This window comes from Pseudoduganella sp. SL102 (assembly GCF_027856995.1).
In the GTDB taxonomy this organism is placed as follows: domain Bacteria; phylum Pseudomonadota; class Gammaproteobacteria; order Burkholderiales; family Burkholderiaceae_D; genus Rugamonas; species Rugamonas albidiflava.
This window is the reverse complement of record NZ_CP115554.1, coordinates 3,605,672-3,625,017: the sequence shown is the minus strand read 5'-3', so window position 1 is coordinate 3,625,017 and position 19,346 is coordinate 3,605,672. Positions and strand designations below refer to the sequence as shown.

Genomic DNA, 19,346 nt, shown 5'->3' with positions numbered 1-19,346 from the left:
TTGGTTGCAGGGGGCTTACCAGCGCTTGGTCAGGCTGGCCGAAATCACGCGGCCCAGCGGGTTCGCGGCGGCGGCGTCGAAGCCGAGGATCGAGCCGCCGGTGTAGAACACGGGCGGGTTGCGGTCGAACAGGTTGGTCACGTCGATCGCCAGCGTGGTGTTGCCCAGCACGGCGCCGTCCTTGAAGTTCCAGGCGAAATGGCCATCCACCGTGTTGAAGCTGGACACCCGCTGGACCGGCGTGACGCCCGTGTTGCGGTAGCTGCCGACGTGATTGGCGAACAGGGCGGCACTGAAAGCGCCGCGTACCAGGCCAGCCTGCAGCCGCACCTTGTCGCGCACCGAGTAGTTCGTGTTCAGCAGCTCGATGGTTTCCGCCACGCCCGGCACGTTCTGGTCGAACTTGAGCATGCGCGTACCGGCGATCCCGAAGTTCCACTGGCCGGCACTGTTGCGAAGGCGGTATTCGACGTTGTAGTCGATGCCCTGGATCGTCTCGTCGGCAAAGTTCTGCCGGCGCAGGTCGTAGATCGCCAGCGGCAGGCCCACGTCCGGATAGATCAGGCCATCGTGGCGCAGGCCGGCCAGCAGCGGTTCGACAGTGGAACGCCATTGCGCGTCGGTGGCGCCGGCGGGACGCAGCGTGCGGTACCGGTCGTAGGCGCCGATCGGATTGAACAGCGGTCCGAAGGTGGGGAACGTGATCACATCCTTGTAGTCGATGCGGAAATAGGTCAGGCCCACCTTGAAGCCGCCCAGCAGCTCGGGGCCGAGATCGAGGCCCATGCTGTAGGTGTTGGCCTTCTCCGGTTTCAGGTTATTGCCGCCGGCCAGCCACACCGCGTAGTCGGACGGCCCCGCAGTGCTGCAGCCGAGGTGCTGGCCGGGCAGGCAGTCCGCACGGATGGCGCGGCTGTCGATCGCGCTCGGCGCGTCGGCCAGGCTGGGTGCGTGGAACGAGCGGCCGGCGGAGAATCGCACCTTGGCGCCGTCGGCAACCGTCCAGGTGGCGCCCACCTTGGGATTGGTGGTATTGCCCACGTCGCTGTAGCGGTCATGGCGCGCGGCGACCGACAGGTCCAGCTTCCGGACGCCGGGGATGCCGTTCGCCTCGCCCAGCACCGGGAAATACAGTTCGCCGAAGATGAAATCGTCATCGCGGGTCCCGATCGACGTGTACGGCGCGGCGGTGAAGTCGCCGCCGACCGGACCGGCCGACGTCAGGCCTTCCATTTCCTCGCGCCGAGTGCCGGCGCCCAGCGCCGCGCGGGCCTTGCCGCCGCCCATCTGGAACAGCGGGCCATCGAGCTTGACCTGCGCTTCCTTCAGGGTATGCCGCGCGTTGTAGCGGGTGACGAAATTGCCGATCTGCGAGAGCACGCCGGCGCTGGTCTGCGCGCCGATGCCGGTCGGATTGAACGTGCCGTTGGCTGCGGCGCTGATCGCCAGGGCCTGGTTGATGCCATGGTTGTTGACGTCATCCTTCTCGATCCCGTAGTTGAACTCGACCTTGGCGCTCCAGTCGTTCGGCAGTTGCACGTTGGCGCCCGCCACCAGGCTGCGCGTGCTGGTGGTGATGCGGTTCGTGAACGCCGCGCCGAAGTCCGCGGCCGGGTTGTACGTCACCGACTGCGGCGCCCCCGCTTCGGCACCGGCCAGCGGCAGGTAGAACGGGCTGCTGGCCGGCACGGTGAGCGACAGCCCGCCACTGGTGACACCGCTGCCGGAAACCCGCGAATCGAGCCGGCGCCCCGAGTACAGGAAGCTCGCATACAGCTCGGTGGACTCGCCCACGTCCTGGCGCAGGCTGAAGTAGGCCTGGTCACGGTGCTGCGCCGGATACAGGTCGTTGCCCCGGTTGGTTTCGCAACGCGTGGCCGCGCCCGGACCCAGCGGGCCGCCGGCCACGATGGGATAGTTCACGCCGCCCACTGTGGCCGTGCCCGGCGTGCAGCTGGTCGAGCGCGCGTCGGCGCCGCCCCAGCGCCGCTGGTCGGCTACCGCGTATGGGCGGGCGAAACCGTCGAGCGCGGTATTTTCGGAGCGTTCGATGGCGGCCAGCGCATGCCCGCCATCCCATTTGTGTCCGACCAGGTGGCTGAAGTTCTTCGTGCGGTAACCGTCGGCGCTGCCGAAGCGGACCTTTGTCTCGGCACCGTCGAAGCTCTTGCGCGGCACGAAGTTGATGACGCCGGCGACCGCGTCGGACCCGTAGATGGCCGAGCCGCCGTCCGCCATGACCTCGACCCGTTCGAGGATCGACGTGGGGATCGCGCCGGCGTCCGGTGCCGTCTGGTTGATGCCGGCACCCGGCAGGCGGTGGCCGTCGAGCAGCACCAGCGTCAGCCCGCCGCCGCCGTTGCCCACGCCGATGCCGTGGATGGCCGGCTGGTCGACGAAGTTGGCCTGGTTCTGGCCATTGTTGATGCCCGACGCGCTGAAGTTGTTCATCTCCGGCACGGAGCGCAGCAGCTCGGTGGAGGTGGTCGCGCCGGTAGCGGCGATGTCTTCGCGGCGGATCGTGGTCACGTCCGAGCCCACCGCGGCCACGCCGCGGATGCTGGTGCCGGTCACGGTCACCACGTTCTCGGGCTGCACGGCCTGCTGGGCCGCCGCGCCGCCGATGACGCCCGCGAGGCCGCAGATCGCCAGCGCGATCCTCGTCATGCGCATGCCGGGAACGCGGTGAATGGGGTGTGCTTGCATTGCCTGTCTCCTTGAATTGATCTGGTATGAAACTGGTGTTGGTCTGCTTGTTGCCTTGAATGGCGGATTGCATGGCGCAGCAGTGCCGTGCGCGGCGGCGCGGGCCGTGCGCATCGGGCTTGCTGCAGGGATGGTTCAGTGCGGCGGACTGGCGCTGTTCCAGCTGCGCGCCGCCGCTTGCAGGCAGGCGGCATCGCGCGGACCGGGCGGCATCTCGGGCGCGACGATGTCGACCTGCACGCCGGCGCGCTCCAGCATCTGCACGCCGGCGTCCGGCGCGGCGGTATCGGTGATGACCCGGGCGATGCGGTCCAGCGCGCACAGGAACATGCCGCCGCGCCGGTCGAATTTCGACGCATCGGCCAGCACCACCACGTCGCGCGCCTGGTGGATCAGCCGGCGGCCGGCCTGGATCAGCAGCGCGTCGGCTTCCATCGCGCCCAGCGCCGACAGGCAGTGCGCGCCCATGAACAGCCGGTCCGCGTAGCAGTACTGCACGGCCTCCGTATCGAACGGGCTGAGGATGATGCCCTGCGCGGGATACACCTTGCCGCCGGTGATGATCACGTCGTCGCTGCCGCTGGCCAGCAGCTCGCGGGCGATGGCGAAGGAATTGGTGAGTATGCGCATCGGCCGCCCGGCCAGGAAGGCGGCCAGCTGGAACGTGGTAGTGCCGCCGCCGATCAGCAGCGTGTCGCCGTCGGCGCACAGCGCGGCGGCGCGCCGGGCGATGGCCCGCTTGCTGCCGGCGTTGGCGCGCGCCGTGTCAGTGAAGCTGCTGCCTGGCGCGCCCGGTGTCAATGCAGGCTGCGGCGTGCCGGCATCGACGCGGCGCGCCCCGCCGTGGGTGCGGCGCAACTGGCCGGCAGTATCGAGCAGGCGGATATCTCGGCGCACGGTGGCGGCCGAGACCCCCAGCCAGCCGGCCAGCCGGGAGATGGGCGCGGCGCCATGCTCGGCGAGCAGGCGCAGCAGATGCTTGTGGCGGTAGCGCGGGTCCATCGCAGTCTCCTTGGTCGGCCGTCGGGCGGCCTGTTATATGCGAATGTCGTTGGTCAACCTTGAGCCTTGACGTTTTTGTCGGCATCGGCGGCGGCTGGAGCGCGATGCCATCCCTGCTCCCGTGCTGTTTGTCCGTCGACCAACCTTAACGTTCTGTAAGCAAATATACGCAAGCATTAATGAAGCGTAAACCTCTTAATGAAACATTACAGAAAATTGATCATTTCATTCCAGGTGGCTGTTTCATTCATTTATTGTTAAACTCTTTGCATGCATATCCTGCTTGCCGAAGACGATCCGATCCTTGCCGACGCCCTGTGCGCGCACCTGCGTGGCATGGGCTACACGGTCGAACATGCGCCGAACGGCCCGGTGGCCGAATACCTGCTGCAGCGGCAGTCGTTCGACCTGTCCATCCTCGACCTCGGCTTGCCGATGGTCGACGGACTCACCGTGCTGCGCCACGTGCGCGCCACCAACCAGCTGATGCCCGTGATCGTGCTGACGGCGCAGGATGCGCTGGAGAGCCGCGTGGCCGGGCTCGACGCGGGGGCCGACGACTACATGACCAAGCCGTTCGACTTTCCCGAGCTCGATGCCCGCGTGCGGGCGCTGCTGCGCCGGGTCAGCGCGAGCAGCGGCAACTCGGAGCTGGGTTTCGGCAAGCTGCATTTCGACCTGCGCACCCGGCGCGCCACGATCGCGGGCGAGCCGATCGAACTCAGCCCGCGCGAGTGGTCGCTGCTGGAACTGCTGCTGGTCAACCGCGACAATGTGGTGACCAAGGAACAGATCAACGAAAGCTGGGCCAGCGACAGCGCCGGCACCGGCGCCGGCAACGCCATCGAGGTGTACATCCACCGCCTGCGGCGCCGGCTGGAAGGGTCCGGCCTGGATATCCGCACGGTGCGCGGACTGGGCTACCTGCTCGAGGCGGACAGCCGCGCGGCGCGCGCCTGAGATGGTCTCGCTGCACCGCAAACTCCTGCTCTGGCTGCTGCTGCCGCAGCTGGTGCTGTGGGTGGCGGGCGGCTTCCTGACTTACCGGTTGGCCGCCACGTATGCGAACCGGGCGATCGATGCCGGCCTGGCCCAGGCGTCGCGCGCGCTGCTGCGGCAGGTGAAGCCCATCGAACAGGGCTTGCTGATCGACTTCCCGCGCGCCGCGCAGGACGTGCTGGAAGCCGATCCGAACGATCCGCTGATGTATACGGTGAGCACGCCGCCCGGCCACTTCATCCTGGGCAACGAAAACCTGCCGGCGCCGCCGGCCCGCATCGAGCGCAAGCTCGACACCCCCTATTTCTACGATGGCGAAGTGGTGCCGCAGCCCGATCCCAGCGGCACGCCGAAGCAGATGCGCATCGCCGCGCTGTACGTGGCGTTCGGCGACATCAGTGCGCCGCAGCAGACCATGCTGGTGCAGGTCGCGCGCAGCAGCGCCAACCGCGAAGAGCTGGCCCGCGCGCTCCTGGCCGACACGCTGCTGCCGCTGTCCGGCCTGGTGCTGCTGATGAGCGTGATCGTGTGGGCCGGCATCCGCGCCGGGCTGGCGCCGCTGGCACGCCTGCGCCGCGAGGTGGAAAGCCGCGCGCCGGGCGACCTGACACCGCTCAAGCTGGACCTGGCGCCCAGCGAATTGCGCTCGCTGGCCGGCGAGCTGAACGATCTGCTGGCATCGGTGCGCCACCACGTGGGGGCGCAGCAGCGCTTCATCGCCGATGCGGCGCACCAGTTGCGCACGCCGCTGGCCGGCCTGAAAAGCCAGACGAAACTGGCGCTGGAAGCAGCCAGCGACGAGGCCCAGCGCACCCGGCTGGACATGGTGCACCAGAGTGCCACGCGCAGCGCGCACCTGGTGGCCCAGCTGCTGACGCTGGCCCGCGCCGAGCCGGGCGCGGCGGCGGTCCTGGAACGGAGCCGCTTCGACCTGCACCGCTTCGTGCGCGAGGTGGCGGCGCACCTGGTGCCGCGCGCGCTGCGTTCCGGTGTGGACCTGGGCGTGGACGCGCCCGCCGGCGAGATCCCCATCCTCGCCAATGCCGCGCTGCTGCGCGAAGCGCTTTCCAACCTGGTCGACAACGCCATCCGCTACGCCGGGCGCGGCGCCGAAGTCACCCTGCGCGTGAAGGAAGACGGCGCCGGCGCGGTCATCGTCGTCGACGACAATGGCCCCGGCATCCCCGCCGCCGACCGCGAACGCGTGCTCGAGCGCTTCGTGCGCGCCACCGAAGGCGGCGACGGCTGCGGCCTGGGCCTGGCGATCGTGCGCGAGATCATCGAACGGCACCAGGGCAGCGTGACGCTGGGCGACGCCGAACCGCATGGCCTGCGCGTGACGATCCGGTTGCCGCGCGAGCCGCAGCCATGAGCGCCCTGCCGCCACGCGGGCGACGGGCGCGCCGCGCAGCCGCCGCGCTCGCCCTGCTGCACGCCGCCCTTGCCTGCCCCGCCCGGGCCGGCGAAGTGGAAGTGCTGCATTTCTGGGCCAGCGGCGGCGAGGCCCAGGCCGTCGCGCAGCTGAAGGCGACGCTGCGCGCGAACGGCCACACATGGAAGGATTTCGCCATCGCCGATGGCGGCGGCGGGCTGGCCGTGCTGATGCTCGATTCGCGCGTGCGTTCCGGCAACCCGCCCACCGCCGCCCAGATCAAGGGCGTGGCGATCCAGGAATGGGCGCGCAAGGGCAAGCTGTCCGGCCTGGACGACGTGGCCGGCGCCGAGCGCTGGAATGCGCTGCTGCCGCAGGTCATCAGCGACACGATGAAGTACCGCGGCCACTACGTGGCGGCGCCGCTCAACGTGCACCGCGTGAACTGGCTGTGGATCAACGCCGACGTGCTGCGCAAGGCCGGCGCGAAAGTGCCGGCCACGTGGGACGAGTTCTTCGCCGCCGCGGACGCCATCCGCAAGACCGGCATCACGCCGGTGGCCTACGGCGGCCAGTCCTGGCTGGACCTGGGCACCTTCGAGAGCGTGGCGATCGGCGTCGGCGGCGTGGACTTCTACAAGAAGGCATTCCTCGAACTGGACCGCGCAGCGCTGACCAGCCCGGCGATGGAAAAGACGCTGGAAACCTTCAAGCGCCTGAAGTCGTACACGGACCAGCGCAACATGGGGCGCGACTGGGTGGCGGCGACAGCCATGCTGAACCGCGGCGCCGCCGGCATGCTGATCATGGGCGACTGGGCCAAGGCGGAGATCCTGGCGGCCGGCAAGCGCCCGGGCATCGACATCCTGTGCACGGCCACGCCCGGCTCGCGCGAGGCGTTCAGCTTCGACATCGATTCGATCGTGCTGTTCGATGTCAGCGCGGAGAAAAAGGCCGCCCAGCGCGACCTGGCGCGCGCCGTGATGGGCCGCGACTTCCAGCATGCCTTCAACCTCGCCAAGGGGTCGATCCCGGCCCGGCTCGACGTGCCGCTGGAGCGCTTCGACGCCTGCGCCCGCCGCGCCCGGCAAGATTTCCAGCACAGCGCGAAGCGGGGCACGCTGCTGCCCAGCCTCGCGCACGGCATGGCCCAGCCATCGCATACGGTGGCGCCGATGTGGGACGTGGTCCAGCAATTCTGGAACCAGGACCGCATGACGGCGCGCGAAGCGATGGCGCGGCTGGCCGCTGCCGCCGCCCCTGCTTCTCTCCCTGCCCCTGCCGCGGCCACTCGCCAGCGGGTGCCCGCGGCCCGCTAAAGCTCGCCGGGCCTTTCCGGTAGCGGAATGTCAATCCTGCCGGCAGGCGCCAAATCTTCAACCTGCTGAGCGCGGCCGCCGACAATATCGTCGTGCTCGGCCTGCTGCGCTTCCTGACGGGCCTGGGCCTGGGTGCCGCCATGCCGTGCTGCACCACCCTGCTGTCCGAATACGTGCCGGAGCGCTCGCGCAGCACGCTGCTGGCCGTGATGTTCACCGGCTTCAACCTGGGCTCGGCGCTGATCGGCTTTGCCGCGGCGGCACTGCTGCCCTCCTACGGCTGGCGCGCGCTGCTGCTGATGGGCGGCGCGATTCCCCTGCTGTGCCTGCCCATCTACGTGTGGCTGCTGCCGGAATCGGCGCGCTTCATGGTGGTGCGCAAGATGGGTTCCGCGAAGATCGCGCAGACGCTGCGCCGCGTCTGTGGCGGCGAGTTCACCGACGCGGCGCGCTTCCATGTCAGCGAACCGCCCGTCGCCACCGGCCACCCGGTCGCCACCCTGGTCTCGCCCACCTACAAATCGATGACACTGTCGCTGTGGACCACCTACTTCATGGGCCTGCTGGTGATCTACCTGCTGGGCGGCTGGCTGCCCACGCTGATCCGCGACGCCGGCCTGCCGATCGAGCGGGCCGCCAGCCTGACCGCGCTGTTCCAGCTGGGCGGAACGCTCGGCGCGCTGGTGGTGGGCTTCTACATGGACCGCTGGCGCGCCAACCGCGTGATCGGGCTGGCCTATGGCGGCGGCGCGGTCTTCATCCTGGCGCTGGCCGCCAGCGACATCCACTCGGCGATGTTCACCGCATTCGTGATGCTGGCGGGCTTCTGCATGAATGGCGCGCAAACCGGCATGACGGCCTTCGCGCCGGCCTGCTACCCGACAGCGGTGCGCGCCACCGGGGTGTCCTGGATGCTGGGCATCGGCCGCTTCGGCAGCATCCTCGGCTCGTTCCTGGGCGGCGTGCTGCTGTCGATGGGCTGGGGCTTCTCGGCCGTGATCCGATCCTGGGCATTCCGGCCGCCATCGCCGGGCTGGCCATCCTGCTGGTCCACGCCGGCAAGCGCAATACGCCGAAGCCAGCCTGACGGTTCCTGTGCCGGCGGCGCGCAATGCGCCCACCGCCGGCTGATCCGTAGCGCCGAAGGTTCGCGAAACCCCCTACAGTACCGGCAAGGGCCGTCCTTGGCCCAGCCACTTCGAAGGGGAATGCAATTGCTGATCACCACGAATAAAACAGTCAGCCTCGCCCTGCAGGGCGGCGGCACCTACGGCGCCTTTACCTGGGGCGTACTGGACCGGCTGCTCGACGAAGAGCACCTGGTCATCGATTCACTGACCGGCAGCAGCGCCGGTGCCATCAATGCCGTGGTCACGGCCGATGGCCATGCCTTCGGCGGCGGCCGGCGCGGCGCACAGGCCGCGCTGCGGCGCTTCTGGACCACCCTGGGCCAGGTATCGCTGATGAGCCCATTGCAGCGTTCGCCCGTCGACCGTCTCACCGGCCGGTGGGACATGGCGCACACGCCCGCCTATCACCTGATGGAGATGATGGGGGCGATCATCGGCCCGGTGACGAACCTGCCGGTCACCATCAACCCCCTGAAGCAGTTCATCGCGACGATGATCAACTTCGAGCGGGTGCGCGGCTGCGAGGAGCTCGAACTGTTCATCGGCGCCACCAACGTGCGCACCGGTACCGGCAAGATCTTCACGCGCAGGGAGCTCGACGTGCAGCGGCTGATCGCCTCGGCCTGCCTGCCGACCGTGTTCGCCGGCGTGGAAATCGACGGGGAACTCTACTGGGACGGCAGTTATGTCGCCAACCCGCCACTGTTCCCGCTGCTCGAACGGCCGGCGCGCGACGTGATCGTCGTGCAGATCAACCCGATCGCACGCGGCGAACTGCCGCGCAGCCAGGCCGACATCGCCAACCGGTCGAATGAAATCGCCTTCAATATCGCCTTCATGCGGGAAATCAGCTCGCTGTATCACACACAGCACCTGGCCGACGAGGAACGGGCCGCGCGCATGGCCGCCGAGCCCACGCGCCTGCACCTGATCAGCGGGCTGGATACGCTGATGGACTACGGATTCTCGAGCAAATTCAATTCCGAGCTGGGCTTCCTGGAAAAGCTGCATGGACTTGGCGTGGCTGCCGCCGAACAATGGCTGCGCGAGCACGGTCGCGACCTGGGGCACAGGACGACGCTCGACCCGGCGCGCATCTTCGCCGCCGACATCGTCGCCGAACGCCGCGAGTCATCGGCCTGTCACGTTTGATCCGTAGACTGCGGCACCATCTTCCCATGTAGCCGGAGCACCACATGTTGCAGAACAACCCGCAGGACGTCATCCACCGGATGCAGCGCGACATCGACGACAGCTACGACGAGGAGCTGGAACTGGAACTGGACGACCGCGATCTCGATCCCGACACGCTGCTGCCGCAGGGCGGCCGCAGCGACGAGGAGAGGGATGCGCGCCGCGCCTATTTCCGCGAGCTGTTCCGGCTGCAGGCCGAGCTGGTGAAGCTGCAGGACTGGGTGGTGCACACGGGCCACCGCGTGGTGATCCTGTTCGAGGGCCGCGACGCGGCCGGCAAGGGTGGCGTGATCAAGCGCATCGCCCAGCGGCTGAACCCCCGGGTCTGCCGCATAGTCGCCCTGCCCGCGCCGAACGACCGCGAACGCACGCAGTGGTATTTCCAGCGCTATGTCTGCCACCTGCCCGCCGCCGGCGAGATCGTGCTGTTCGACCGCAGCTGGTACAACCGCGCCGGTGTCGAACGGGTAATGGGCTTCTGCACCGATGCGGAGTACGAGGAATTCTTCCAGACCGTGCCCGAGTTCGAGCGCATGCTGGCCCGTTCCGGCATCCAGCTGATCAAGTACTGGTTCTCGATCTCGGACGAGGAACAGAACGCCCGCTTCCTCAGCCGCATCCACGATCCGCTGAAACAGTGGAAGCTGTCGCCGATGGACCTGGAATCGCGCCGCCGCTGGGAGGAATACACCAAAGCCAAGGAAATCATGCTGGAGCGGACCCACATCCCCGAGGCGCCGTGGTGGGTCGTGCAGGGCGTGGACAAGAAGAAGGCGCGGCTGAACTGCATCGCCCACCTGCTGGCGCAGATTCCGTACGTGGAAGTGGAACGCCCGGCCATCGCGCTGCCGGAGCGCGAGTACCACGAGGACTACGTGCGGCGTCCGGTGCCGGAGGAGATCGTGGTGCCGGAGATTTATTGACGGGAGTTGTCGCGGGCTTGTCTCGTTGGCCCGCACAACCGCAACGAATGGCGACCGTGAAGCTGCCAGTACGGCTTTATTGCGCGTGTTGTCGAAAGTCCTGCGAAAACCAGGTCGGGTCCTGTTGGCGCTTGTACCACCCCAAGTGCAAGACCCGGGGTCGGATACCCACCGGGGTGGAGCAGGGGTTTCGCGAAGCATGCTTCGCGCCTGCGCAACGGTCCTGGCATGCATGCCAGGACTCCCTCCTGACCCCAGCAGTTCGCTGCCGGGTGTGGTGCATGCGCTAATGGCATGCCACGGCAGACCTTTATCTGCTCAATTGATCGCCCGCTTCTCGCCGCCCGGCGCATGCCGCCAGGTCGGCCATGCGTCGTCGCGCGGACGGGCCGGCGCCTGCGGCAACGGTTGCGGCTCCGGCCGGGCCAGCGCCAGCGTCAACGCATTGATCACTTCATCCTTGCCCTGCACCCGCTGCCGCCACGTCACGTCGGCTGCCTGGCGCGCGGCCTTTTCCAGCTGGGCGATCCGTTCCAGCAGCGCGATGCGGTGCTCGCAGGCGGCCAGCCGCTCGCGCAGCACGGCCACTTCCAGGACCGCCCCGCCTTCGCCCTGCTCCTCCACTTTCGCGCCGTCGACCTGGCGCAGCACGGCCTGGATCGCCTTGTCGGTCGCGGCCGGCGATGCGCCCGGTGCCCCCGGTTCTTCGCGGCGGCCGATCTCCCCGTAGGCACGCGCCAGCGCGGCCGAATCGATCTTCAGCGCGCCGTCGGCCGTGAATACCTTGTCCAGCCGGCCCTTCTCGATGTCGCGGTAGATGGAAGCGCGGCTGCGGCGCGCCAGGCGGGCGGCTTCGGTAACGGTAAGCAGTGCCATGTGGTGGTTCAACCAGGACGAGTGGACAGGGCTCGCATGATGACTGGCCGATGACTTTCCGTCAAGACAGCACCGGATCATGGGCGGTTCTTGTCCAGGACGCCCGAATTACAACAGTTTTTAATATAACGAATGAAACTTCCATTACAACTACTAAACATTTATTTACTATGGTTACCGAATAGCGCAAAATGCTATACAATGAACAACACAAATAGCTGATAGGCATCAAAACGGCCGATCGTGCTATACCTCCCGGCAGAGGCTGTACCCAATACCTGTACCGCGTCCCAGGGCAACCCCGTCCGCTACCGCCTCCACCTGCGCGGGGCCGGACATTGGAGCTGACACACCGCATGAGCGATTTAGCACTGACCACCACCGTCCACGTCGATGAAGACACGTCCGCCACCCTGTCGCTGCGCGACATCATGGCGCAAGCCGGGTACGTGACCGACGCGGCACTGACTGTCGAAGGTTTTGAAACGCAGCTGCCGAACGGCGAGTACATCCAGGGCGATACGCCCCTGCTGGGCCTGGCCGATGGCGAACACCTGTACATCCGCCCGGGCGCCTGGCAAAAGGACTACAACGGCCAGTTCGCCACTTACCAGTTCCTGGTGGAAGACGGCGAGTACGGCAACTACGTGTCGGTCGAATTGCGCGTGGTGATCGATCCCGTCAACGATGCGCCGACCGGCGCCGACCGCGATTTCGACCTGGTCGACCGCACCCCGGTCGTGCTGGCCGCCGCCGATTTCGGCTTCGCCGATGCCGTCGAAGGCCATGGCTTCCAGTCGGTGATCATCGAATCGCTGCCGGCAGCCGGCACGATCCTGCTGAATGGCGATGCCGTCGCGGCGGGCAGCGAAATTGCCGCCGCCGATATCGCGGCCGGCAAGCTGACCTTCGTACCGAGCGACACCACCGGCGGCATCGTCGAAATGGGCTTCCATGTGCGCGACAACGGCGGCACCACGGGCACCGGCGCGCAGGACACCAGCGTCGACACCAACTACCTGTCGTTCAAGGTGCCGATGCCGGCCGGTCCGGGAACGGGCGCGCCCACGCTGGCAACGATCGGCGACACGGTGTGGGAAGACAATAACGGCAACGGCCTGCAGGACGCCGGCGAAGCGGGCATCGCCAACGCGACCGTGGCGCTGCGCGATGCCGACGGCAACGTGATCCAGACCACCACCACCGACGCCGACGGCCAGTACAAGTTCGAGATCGGCGCCGGCAGCTACATCGTGGCCGTCACCGCGCCGAAGGGCTACGTGGCCACCGACAAGGGCGTGGGCAGCGATGGCGCGGTCGACAGCGACATCGATGCCAGCGGCCTGACCGACGCCATCGCCGTGGCCAAGGGCGATGTCTACGACAGCGCCGATGCGGGCCTGTACCGCTACGCCAGCGTGTCCAGCACCGTGTGGAACGACACCGATGGCGACGGCAAGCTCGACGCGGACGAAAGCGGCATCGCCAACGTGGCCGTATCCCTGCTCGACGCGGACGGCAAGGTGGTCGCCACCGCCTCCACCGACGCGGGCGGCCACTACAAGTTCGGCGACCTGAAGCCGGGCACCTACAGCCTGCAGTTCGATGCCGCCACCCTGCCGGAAGGCGTGACGTTCGCCTCCGGCAATGGCAGTACCGCGCAAGTGACGCTGTCGTCCGGCCAGGACGCCGTGTTCGAGGCACCGGCCAACCTGCAGCTGGGCAGCATCGCCAGCACCGTGTGGGAAGATGCCAACGCCAACGGCGTGCGCGACAGCGGCGAGACCGGCATCGCCGGCGCCAGCGTGTCGCTGGTCGACGCCAGGGGCAACACCGTGGCCACCACCACGACCGATGAGCAAGGCAACTACGCGTTCACGACCGCGGTCGGCAACTATTCGGTACAGGTGGCCAAGCCGGCCGGCTACGCGTTCACGGGCCAGAATGTCGGCGCCAACGATGCCATCGACAGCGACGTCAACGCCGCCGGCGCTTCCGCGACGTTCGCCGTCAAGGCCAACGCCACGGTCGATCCGGCCGACGCAGGCCTGTACCGCGGCGCATCGCTGGGCAACAAGGTCTGGTATGACTGCGACGGCGACGGCATCCAGGACGCGGGCGAAAGCGGTATCCAGGGCGCGAAAGTCACGCTGCTCGACGCGGCCGGCAAGGCCCTGTCCAGCACCGTCACGAACGCCAGCGGCAGCTACGCCTTCACCGGCCTGAAGCCGGGCACCTACAGCGTGCAGTTCGACACGTCGGCCCTGCCCGCCGGCTACACGGTCACGAAGCAGAATGCCGGCGGCAACGATGCGCTCGACTCGGACATCGATGCCAAGGGCCTGTCGCAGCAGGTGACGCTGGCTTCCGGCGAGAACAACACGAGCATCGATGCCGGTGTCGCGCAGATGGCCTCGATCGGCAACCGGGTCTGGCTGGACACCGATGCCGATGGCATCCAGGACAGTGGCGAATGCGGCGTGGGCAACGTGCTGATGACGCTGAAGAACGCCAAGGGCGACGTGGTGGCCACCACCACGACCGATTCGAACGGCTACTACAACTTCAACGTGGCCGCCGGTACCTACAGCGTCAGCATGAAGACGCCGGATGGCTACGGCATCACCAAGCAGTACGCCACCGACGCCGGCTACGACAGCAATGCCGATGCCAAGGGTTACCTGGGCAGCGTCACGGTCGGCGCGGGCCAGGCGGTGAAATCGCTCGATGCCGGCCTGACGCAGACCAGCATCCGCAGCACCGTGTGGGAAGACAGCGATTTCGATGGCGTGCAGGACAAGAACGAGTGCGGCATCGGCGGCGTGACCGTCAAGCTGTACGACGCGAACCACAAGCTGAAGGCGACCACGGTCACCGCGGCCGACGGCAGCTATGCGTTCAACAAGCTGGCCGCCGGTTCCTACAGCGTGGAAGTGACGCGCCCCGGTGGTTACCATACGACCAAGGCCAACGTGGGTTCGGATGCCACCGACTCCGATTTCGCCAACCTCGCCGGCTCGTCGACCATCGCGTCGAGCGGCGTGTTCAAGCTGGCCGCCGGCCAGCAGAAGACCGACGTGGACGCGGGCCTGTACCGCAAGGCCAGCATCGGCGACAAGGTGTGGCGCGATGCGAACCACAACGGCGTGCAGGACCGCGGCGAGGAAGGCATCGGCAAGATCAAGGTCATGCTGTTCGACGCCACCAGCAACAAGCTGCTGTCGACCACCACCACCGACAGCAAGGGCAGCTACCTGTTCAGCAACCTCGATCCGGGCAGCTACTACCTCAAGTTCGACAAGACCGACGTCAAGTTCACCGACGCGAAGGGCCTGACCTACGCAATGAACGACTGGAAGTGGGGCGCGAAGAACACCGGTTCCAACGACCATGTCGACAGCGACGTCAAGGGCGACGCCACCAGCAAGGTCGGCCTGACGCAAACCGATGCCACGTTCCTGTACTCCGGCGAGAACGACATGAGCTGGGATGCGGCGATCACGCCGATCGCCATCGACCTGGACGGCAATGGCATCCACACGATCGCCCGCGCCGACTTCACCGGCAGCTTCGACCTGCTGGGCACCGGCACCGCGATCCAGTCGGGCTGGCTGTCCGCCGGCGACGCCTTCCTGGCGATCGACGCGAACGGCAACGGCAGCATCGACGGCATCGCCGAGTTGTTCGGCGGCGCCAGCAAGGGCAGCGGCTTCGCCAAGCTGGCGTCGTTCGACAGCAACGGCGACGGCTTCGTAACGGCGGGCGACGCGCAGTTCGCGGCGCTGACGCTGTGGCAGGACGCCAACAGCAACGGCATCACCGACGGCGGCGAGCTGATTTCGCTGGCGCAGGCCGGCGTGACGTCGCTGGCCGTGGCCTTCGAAGAACTGCCGTTCCTGGATGCCAATGGCAACCTGCACCTGGAGCGCAGCAGCGCGGTCGTCAACGGCCAGGAAGTGTCGATGACGGACGTGTACTTCAACGTCGCGGCAGCCGATGCGGCAGCTGCCGGCATCGACGCGGCCAACATGGCCGAACTGGTCGGGCAGCCCATCGCCTTCGCCTGATAGCGGCGCTCGACACTGACAGATGAAACGTTGCGCCGGCAGTGCCGGCGCTAACCCAACAATAAACACAACAATAAACTGGAAAACAACATGAAGAACATCGCTCTGAAACTGTCCGCCCTGGCCCTGGGCGCCGCCATGCTGTCGCCGGCTTCCGCCGCCCTGATCGGCACGCCCGTCGAAGCCATGATCAAGACCAACGCCAAGCAGACGACCTACTACACGCAGAACTGGAACGGCACGGCAGGCCGCGTCAACCTGCAAACCTGGGACGTCTCCACCAAGGAAGGCGAACATTTCCTCGCGCTGTGCATCGAGCCGGGCGTCGACATGAAGACCAGCAAGCAGAGCTACACCGAGTTCGGCGACTTCAGCTTCGACAGGAACGGTGCCAGCATCGACCGCCTGTACGGCCTGTTCTACGGTTCGGCCAGCGCCGCCGGCGGCGGCAAGGAAAGCCTGAGCTTCCAGCTGGCCCTGTGGGAGCTGTACAACGACGACGGCACCCTGAGCGTCACCCAGAATGGCAAGCTGGCGGTCCTGGAAGGCGGCAGCAACGCCGACACGACCGGACTGTATGCCGGTGCCGGCACGGTCGTGGCACGTGCCAACGCCATGCTCGCCGACGTCGCCTCGGGCAAGGACTACATCACCAAGTACGACTACACGGTCTACCGCGGCGCCAACCAGGACTTCGTGTCGGCCACCGTTTCGGCCGTGCCGGAACCCACCACGGTTGCCATGATGGGCCTGGGCCTGGCGCTGATCGGCCTGACCTCGCGCCGCCGCGCCAAGCGTTAAGCGCCGAGCGCTGCCTCCCCGCCGCGGGACATGAAAAAACGGGCGCCGCGGCGCCCGTTTTTCGTTACTGGCCAGGCCTCAGTCGAGATCCGCAGCCGCGTGCCGCTCCGGAACATGCCGCTCGCCCTGCAGCCGGTTGACACGCCGGCCGCGCGCCACCGCCGGGCGGGCCGCCACCTCCTCCGCCCAGCGCCGCACGCTGGTGTACTCGTGCACCGACAGGAACTCGCCGGCGCCATACAGCTCGCCCAGCACGAGCAAGCCGTACCACGGCCAGATCGCCATGTCGGCGATCGTGTAGTCGTCGCCGGCGACGTAACGGTGGACGGCCAGCTGGCGGTCCAGCACGTCGAGCTGGCGCTTCGTTTCCATCGCGTAGCGGTCGATCGGGTACTGCAGCTTTTCCGGCGCATACGCGAAGAAGTGGCCGAAGCCGCCGCCGACGAACGGCGCCGAGCCCATCTGCCAGAACAGCCAGTTCAGCGTTTCCGTGCGGGCCCGCGTGTCGCGCGGCAGGAAGGCGCCGAACTTGTCGGCCAGGTAGACCAGGATCGAGCCGGACTCGAAGACGCGCAGCGGCGCGTCGCCGCCGCGGTCCAACAGCGCCGGGATCTTGGAGTTCGGTTTGATGTCCACGAAGCCGCTGCCGAACTGTTCGCCATCGCCGATACGCACCAGCCAGGCGTCGTATTCGGCGCCCTCGTGGCCCAGCGCCAGCAATTCTTCCAGCAGGATGGTGACCTTCTGGCCGTTCGGCGTGCCCAGTGAATACAGTTGCAGCGGGTGGCTGCCGACCGGCAGTTCGCGGTCGTGGGTGGCGCCGGCCACCGGGCGGTTGATGCTGGCAAAGGTGCCGCCGGACGCCGCGGGCGGCGTCCACACGGCCGGGGGCACGTATTTCGGGGTTTCACTCATGCGTTTTTCGCTCCTCTACGGGTCATGGCCGCGCCGGTGACAGGTGCGCGCGCGGCCTCGGACAGCTAGTTTGGCATGGTTGCGAAAAACGCGCACAGCGCCCCGAATGCCGTTACGTTAAGCCCACCCAAGTGCAGATTCCGGGGTCAGACCCGGCGGGTCTGACCCCAGCCCTTCGCTGTTGGGGTGAATGCATGCGCTTTCAATGTGCCGGCTGATGCTTGACTTAACGGCATAAGCGCGGCGCCGGATTTTTTCCTACGCCGCCCGTTCCGAGCGCCGCTCCAGGGTCTGCAGGTCGAGCGGCCGGGTGAGCCGGTAGCGCGCCAGCGCCGCGGCGCCGACGGCCACGGCATCGGTGCCGAAGTGCGAGGTACGGATCTCCGGCGGCGCCAGCATGGCCGCCTCCGCATAACCGGCCAGCACCTGCCGCGCCGGCCCGGTCAGCGCGTCGCCCAGGCGCAGCGCCGGGCCGCCGATCACGATCGCCATCGGGTCGAACCCGGCCCACAGGTTGTTCAGCAGGATGCCCAGCTGGCGCCCGGCCGCGTCGACCGTGGCGCAGGTCGACGGCACGCCATCGGCGACCCGCTTGTACAGCCGGTCCAGCGCCGCGTAGCTGGGCCGTTCGTCGCCCAGCAGCGCTGCCAGGCCGATCAGCGCGTCGGCGCAGCCGCGGCGCCCGCAACTGCAGCGCGGGCCGTCGGCCTGCAGGATCGCATGGCCCACTTCGCCGCCGAAACCGTTCATGCCCGTCAGCAGCCGGTCGCTGACGATGATGCCGGCGCCCACGCCATAGCTGATCGACAGGTAGATCAGCGGGTCGCCGGCCGTCTCGCGGGAGAACTCGAATTCGGCCAGCGCCGCGACATTGGCCTCGTTCTGCATGTACAGGGGCCGGCCCTGCAGCACGGTGCCGGCGAAGTGGGCCTCGACCTGGCTGCGCACGTCGACATTGCGCCACCCCAGGTGGGGCGCGTGGCGCAGCACGCCCGTGTTTTCATCGACGGCACCGTGCAGGCCGATGCCCACGCCCAGCACCTGCCGCGCGCCGCCCGCTGTGGACGGCCGCGCCAGGCGGCGCGCCTGCCGCACCATCGCCTGGGCCGCCAGGCGGATGCAGGAAGCCGGGTCATGCGCGTCGTCGTAGTCGATCACCCGCGCATCGAGCACTTCGCCCAGCAGGTTGGTGGCCAGCACCCGTGCCTCGTCGACGCCCACCTCGGCGCCGATCAGCGCCAGCCGGTCGGGATCCAGGTGCAGCGGCGTGGCGCGGCGCCCTACTTCGCCCGTCACCAGCAGGGCGCTCTCGGTGAGCCAGCCTTCATCCATCAGCTCGCGCACCAGCTGGCTGACGGTGGATTTCGTCAACCGCAACTCATCGGACAATGCCGCGCGCGACAGGCCCGGTTGCGCGCTCACCTGGCGCACCAGCGCCATCCGGTTCAGTTGTTTCAGGAGTTGCTGGTCACCGGTAACGGGCATGGCGGCGGGTCTGGGTCGATTGCGGTGGGCGGATTATGCAACAGCGGGAAGGCTCCTGCCAAAAAAAGCCCGCTCAATGCGCTGCGCAATCCGGACGGTTCCCGACGCCTGGTGGACACGTTTCCAGGCCGGAGCGGCTTTTCGCTGGTTCGTGTGAGCATTTTGCAACAAGGTGAAAGCACAAATGCAAGCAATTCGGCGGACGACGATGCTCGGCAGCAAAATCGACACCGATCTGGACACGTTTCCAGAAGTCGTTGATTTTGCTATGAAAACGATTTCTTGGAAACCGTTTTCCGTACTGTTACGTAAGGTATGTAATCCCCGCGCGGAACGTAAATCCTTGCTGTTACAGGGTTTTTTACTGATTCCGGACCAATTTTTATTTGTTCGCGCGATTGACCAATTGCCCTGATTTTCTTACTCTTGCATAAATTACGTCGTACCAGCAATGTTGCGCAGACAGCATGCGGTGTGGCGAAAGTCCCGCGGAATCGGAACGACGGGACGTGTGAGTTTGGCAAGACCAATGACGCCGCCTCCCCCTGCCCACGGGC

13 protein-coding genes are annotated in these 19,346 nt (G+C 67.3%); 8 read left to right on the top strand and 5 right to left on the bottom strand.

What is annotated here, in order from left to right; genetic code table 11:
* Positions 1-15: 15 nt before the first annotated feature.
* Both OU994_RS15380 and OU994_RS15375 read right to left on the bottom strand, forming a co-directional pair.
* Entirely contained in the window at positions 16-2,706 is a 2,691-nt protein-coding gene (locus tag OU994_RS15380; RefSeq protein WP_281611482.1) for a TonB-dependent siderophore receptor, read from the bottom strand.
* Positions 2,707-2,841: 135 nt separating this feature from the next.
* Positions 2,842-3,708 (bottom strand): DeoR/GlpR family DNA-binding transcription regulator, encoded by an 867-nt coding sequence (locus OU994_RS15375; protein WP_281611481.1) that lies wholly within the window; start codon positions 3,706-3,708, stop codon positions 2,842-2,844.
* 270 nt (positions 3,709-3,978) lie between these two features.
* Between OU994_RS15375 and OU994_RS15370 the strand changes: the two genes are divergently transcribed.
* The 5 genes from OU994_RS15370 to ppk2 all read left to right on the top strand — a co-directional run bounded on the left by OU994_RS15370 (position 3,979) and on the right by ppk2 (position 10,645).
* Entirely contained in the window at positions 3,979-4,668 is a 690-nt protein-coding gene (locus OU994_RS15370; RefSeq protein WP_131146132.1) for a response regulator transcription factor, read from the top strand.
* 1 nt (position 4,669) lies between these two features.
* Positions 4,670-6,079, top strand: a complete 1,410-nt coding sequence (locus OU994_RS15365) for a sensor histidine kinase (RefSeq protein ID WP_281611480.1) — start codon at positions 4,670-4,672, stop codon at positions 6,077-6,079.
* A complete protein-coding gene (locus OU994_RS15360; protein WP_281611479.1) occupies positions 6,076-7,398 on the top strand; it encodes an ABC transporter substrate-binding protein in 1,323 nt (440 codons plus the stop codon). Before OU994_RS15365 ends, OU994_RS15360 begins: the two co-directional genes overlap by 4 nt.
* 92 nt (positions 7,399-7,490) lie before the next feature.
* Complete coding sequence (locus tag OU994_RS15355; RefSeq protein WP_281611478.1) at positions 7,491-9,680, top strand: MFS transporter; 2,190 nt, start codon at positions 7,491-7,493, stop codon at positions 9,678-9,680.
* A 44-nt stretch (positions 9,681-9,724) separates the two neighbouring features.
* Entirely contained in the window at positions 9,725-10,645 is a 921-nt protein-coding gene (gene ppk2 / locus OU994_RS15350; protein ID WP_281611477.1) for a polyphosphate kinase 2, read from the top strand.
* Between the two features lie 318 nt (positions 10,646-10,963).
* Here ppk2 and OU994_RS15345 read toward each other — a convergent pair whose 3' ends face one another.
* Complete coding sequence (locus OU994_RS15345; protein WP_281611476.1) at positions 10,964-11,521, bottom strand: hypothetical protein; 558 nt, start codon at positions 11,519-11,521, stop codon at positions 10,964-10,966.
* 356 nt (positions 11,522-11,877) lie between these two features.
* Between OU994_RS15345 and OU994_RS15340 the strand changes: the two genes are divergently transcribed.
* A complete protein-coding gene (locus tag OU994_RS15340) occupies positions 11,878-15,588 on the top strand; it encodes an SdrD B-like domain-containing protein (protein WP_281611475.1) in 3,711 nt (1,236 codons plus the stop codon).
* Positions 15,589-15,678: 90 nt separating this feature from the next.
* A complete protein-coding gene (locus OU994_RS15335; RefSeq protein ID WP_281611474.1) occupies positions 15,679-16,389 on the top strand; it encodes a PEP-CTERM sorting domain-containing protein in 711 nt (236 codons plus the stop codon).
* Positions 16,390-16,467: 78 nt separating this feature from the next.
* On the opposite strand, the gene yghU is transcribed toward OU994_RS15335, so the two are convergent.
* Both yghU and OU994_RS15325 read right to left on the bottom strand, forming a co-directional pair.
* A complete protein-coding gene (gene yghU, locus OU994_RS15330) occupies positions 16,468-17,304 on the bottom strand; it encodes a glutathione-dependent disulfide-bond oxidoreductase (RefSeq protein ID WP_281611473.1) in 837 nt (278 codons plus the stop codon).
* A 258-nt stretch (positions 17,305-17,562) separates the two neighbouring features.
* Complete coding sequence (locus OU994_RS15325) at positions 17,563-18,789, bottom strand: ROK family transcriptional regulator (RefSeq protein ID WP_281611472.1); 1,227 nt, start codon at positions 18,787-18,789, stop codon at positions 17,563-17,565.
* A gap of 184 nt (positions 18,790-18,973) precedes the next feature.
* On the opposite strand from OU994_RS15325, the gene OU994_RS15320 reads away from it, so the two are divergent.
* Positions 18,974-19,204, top strand: coding sequence for a hypothetical protein (locus OU994_RS15320; RefSeq protein ID WP_281611471.1), 231 nt, complete (start codon positions 18,974-18,976; stop codon positions 19,202-19,204).
* Positions 19,205-19,346 lie beyond the last annotated feature (142 nt).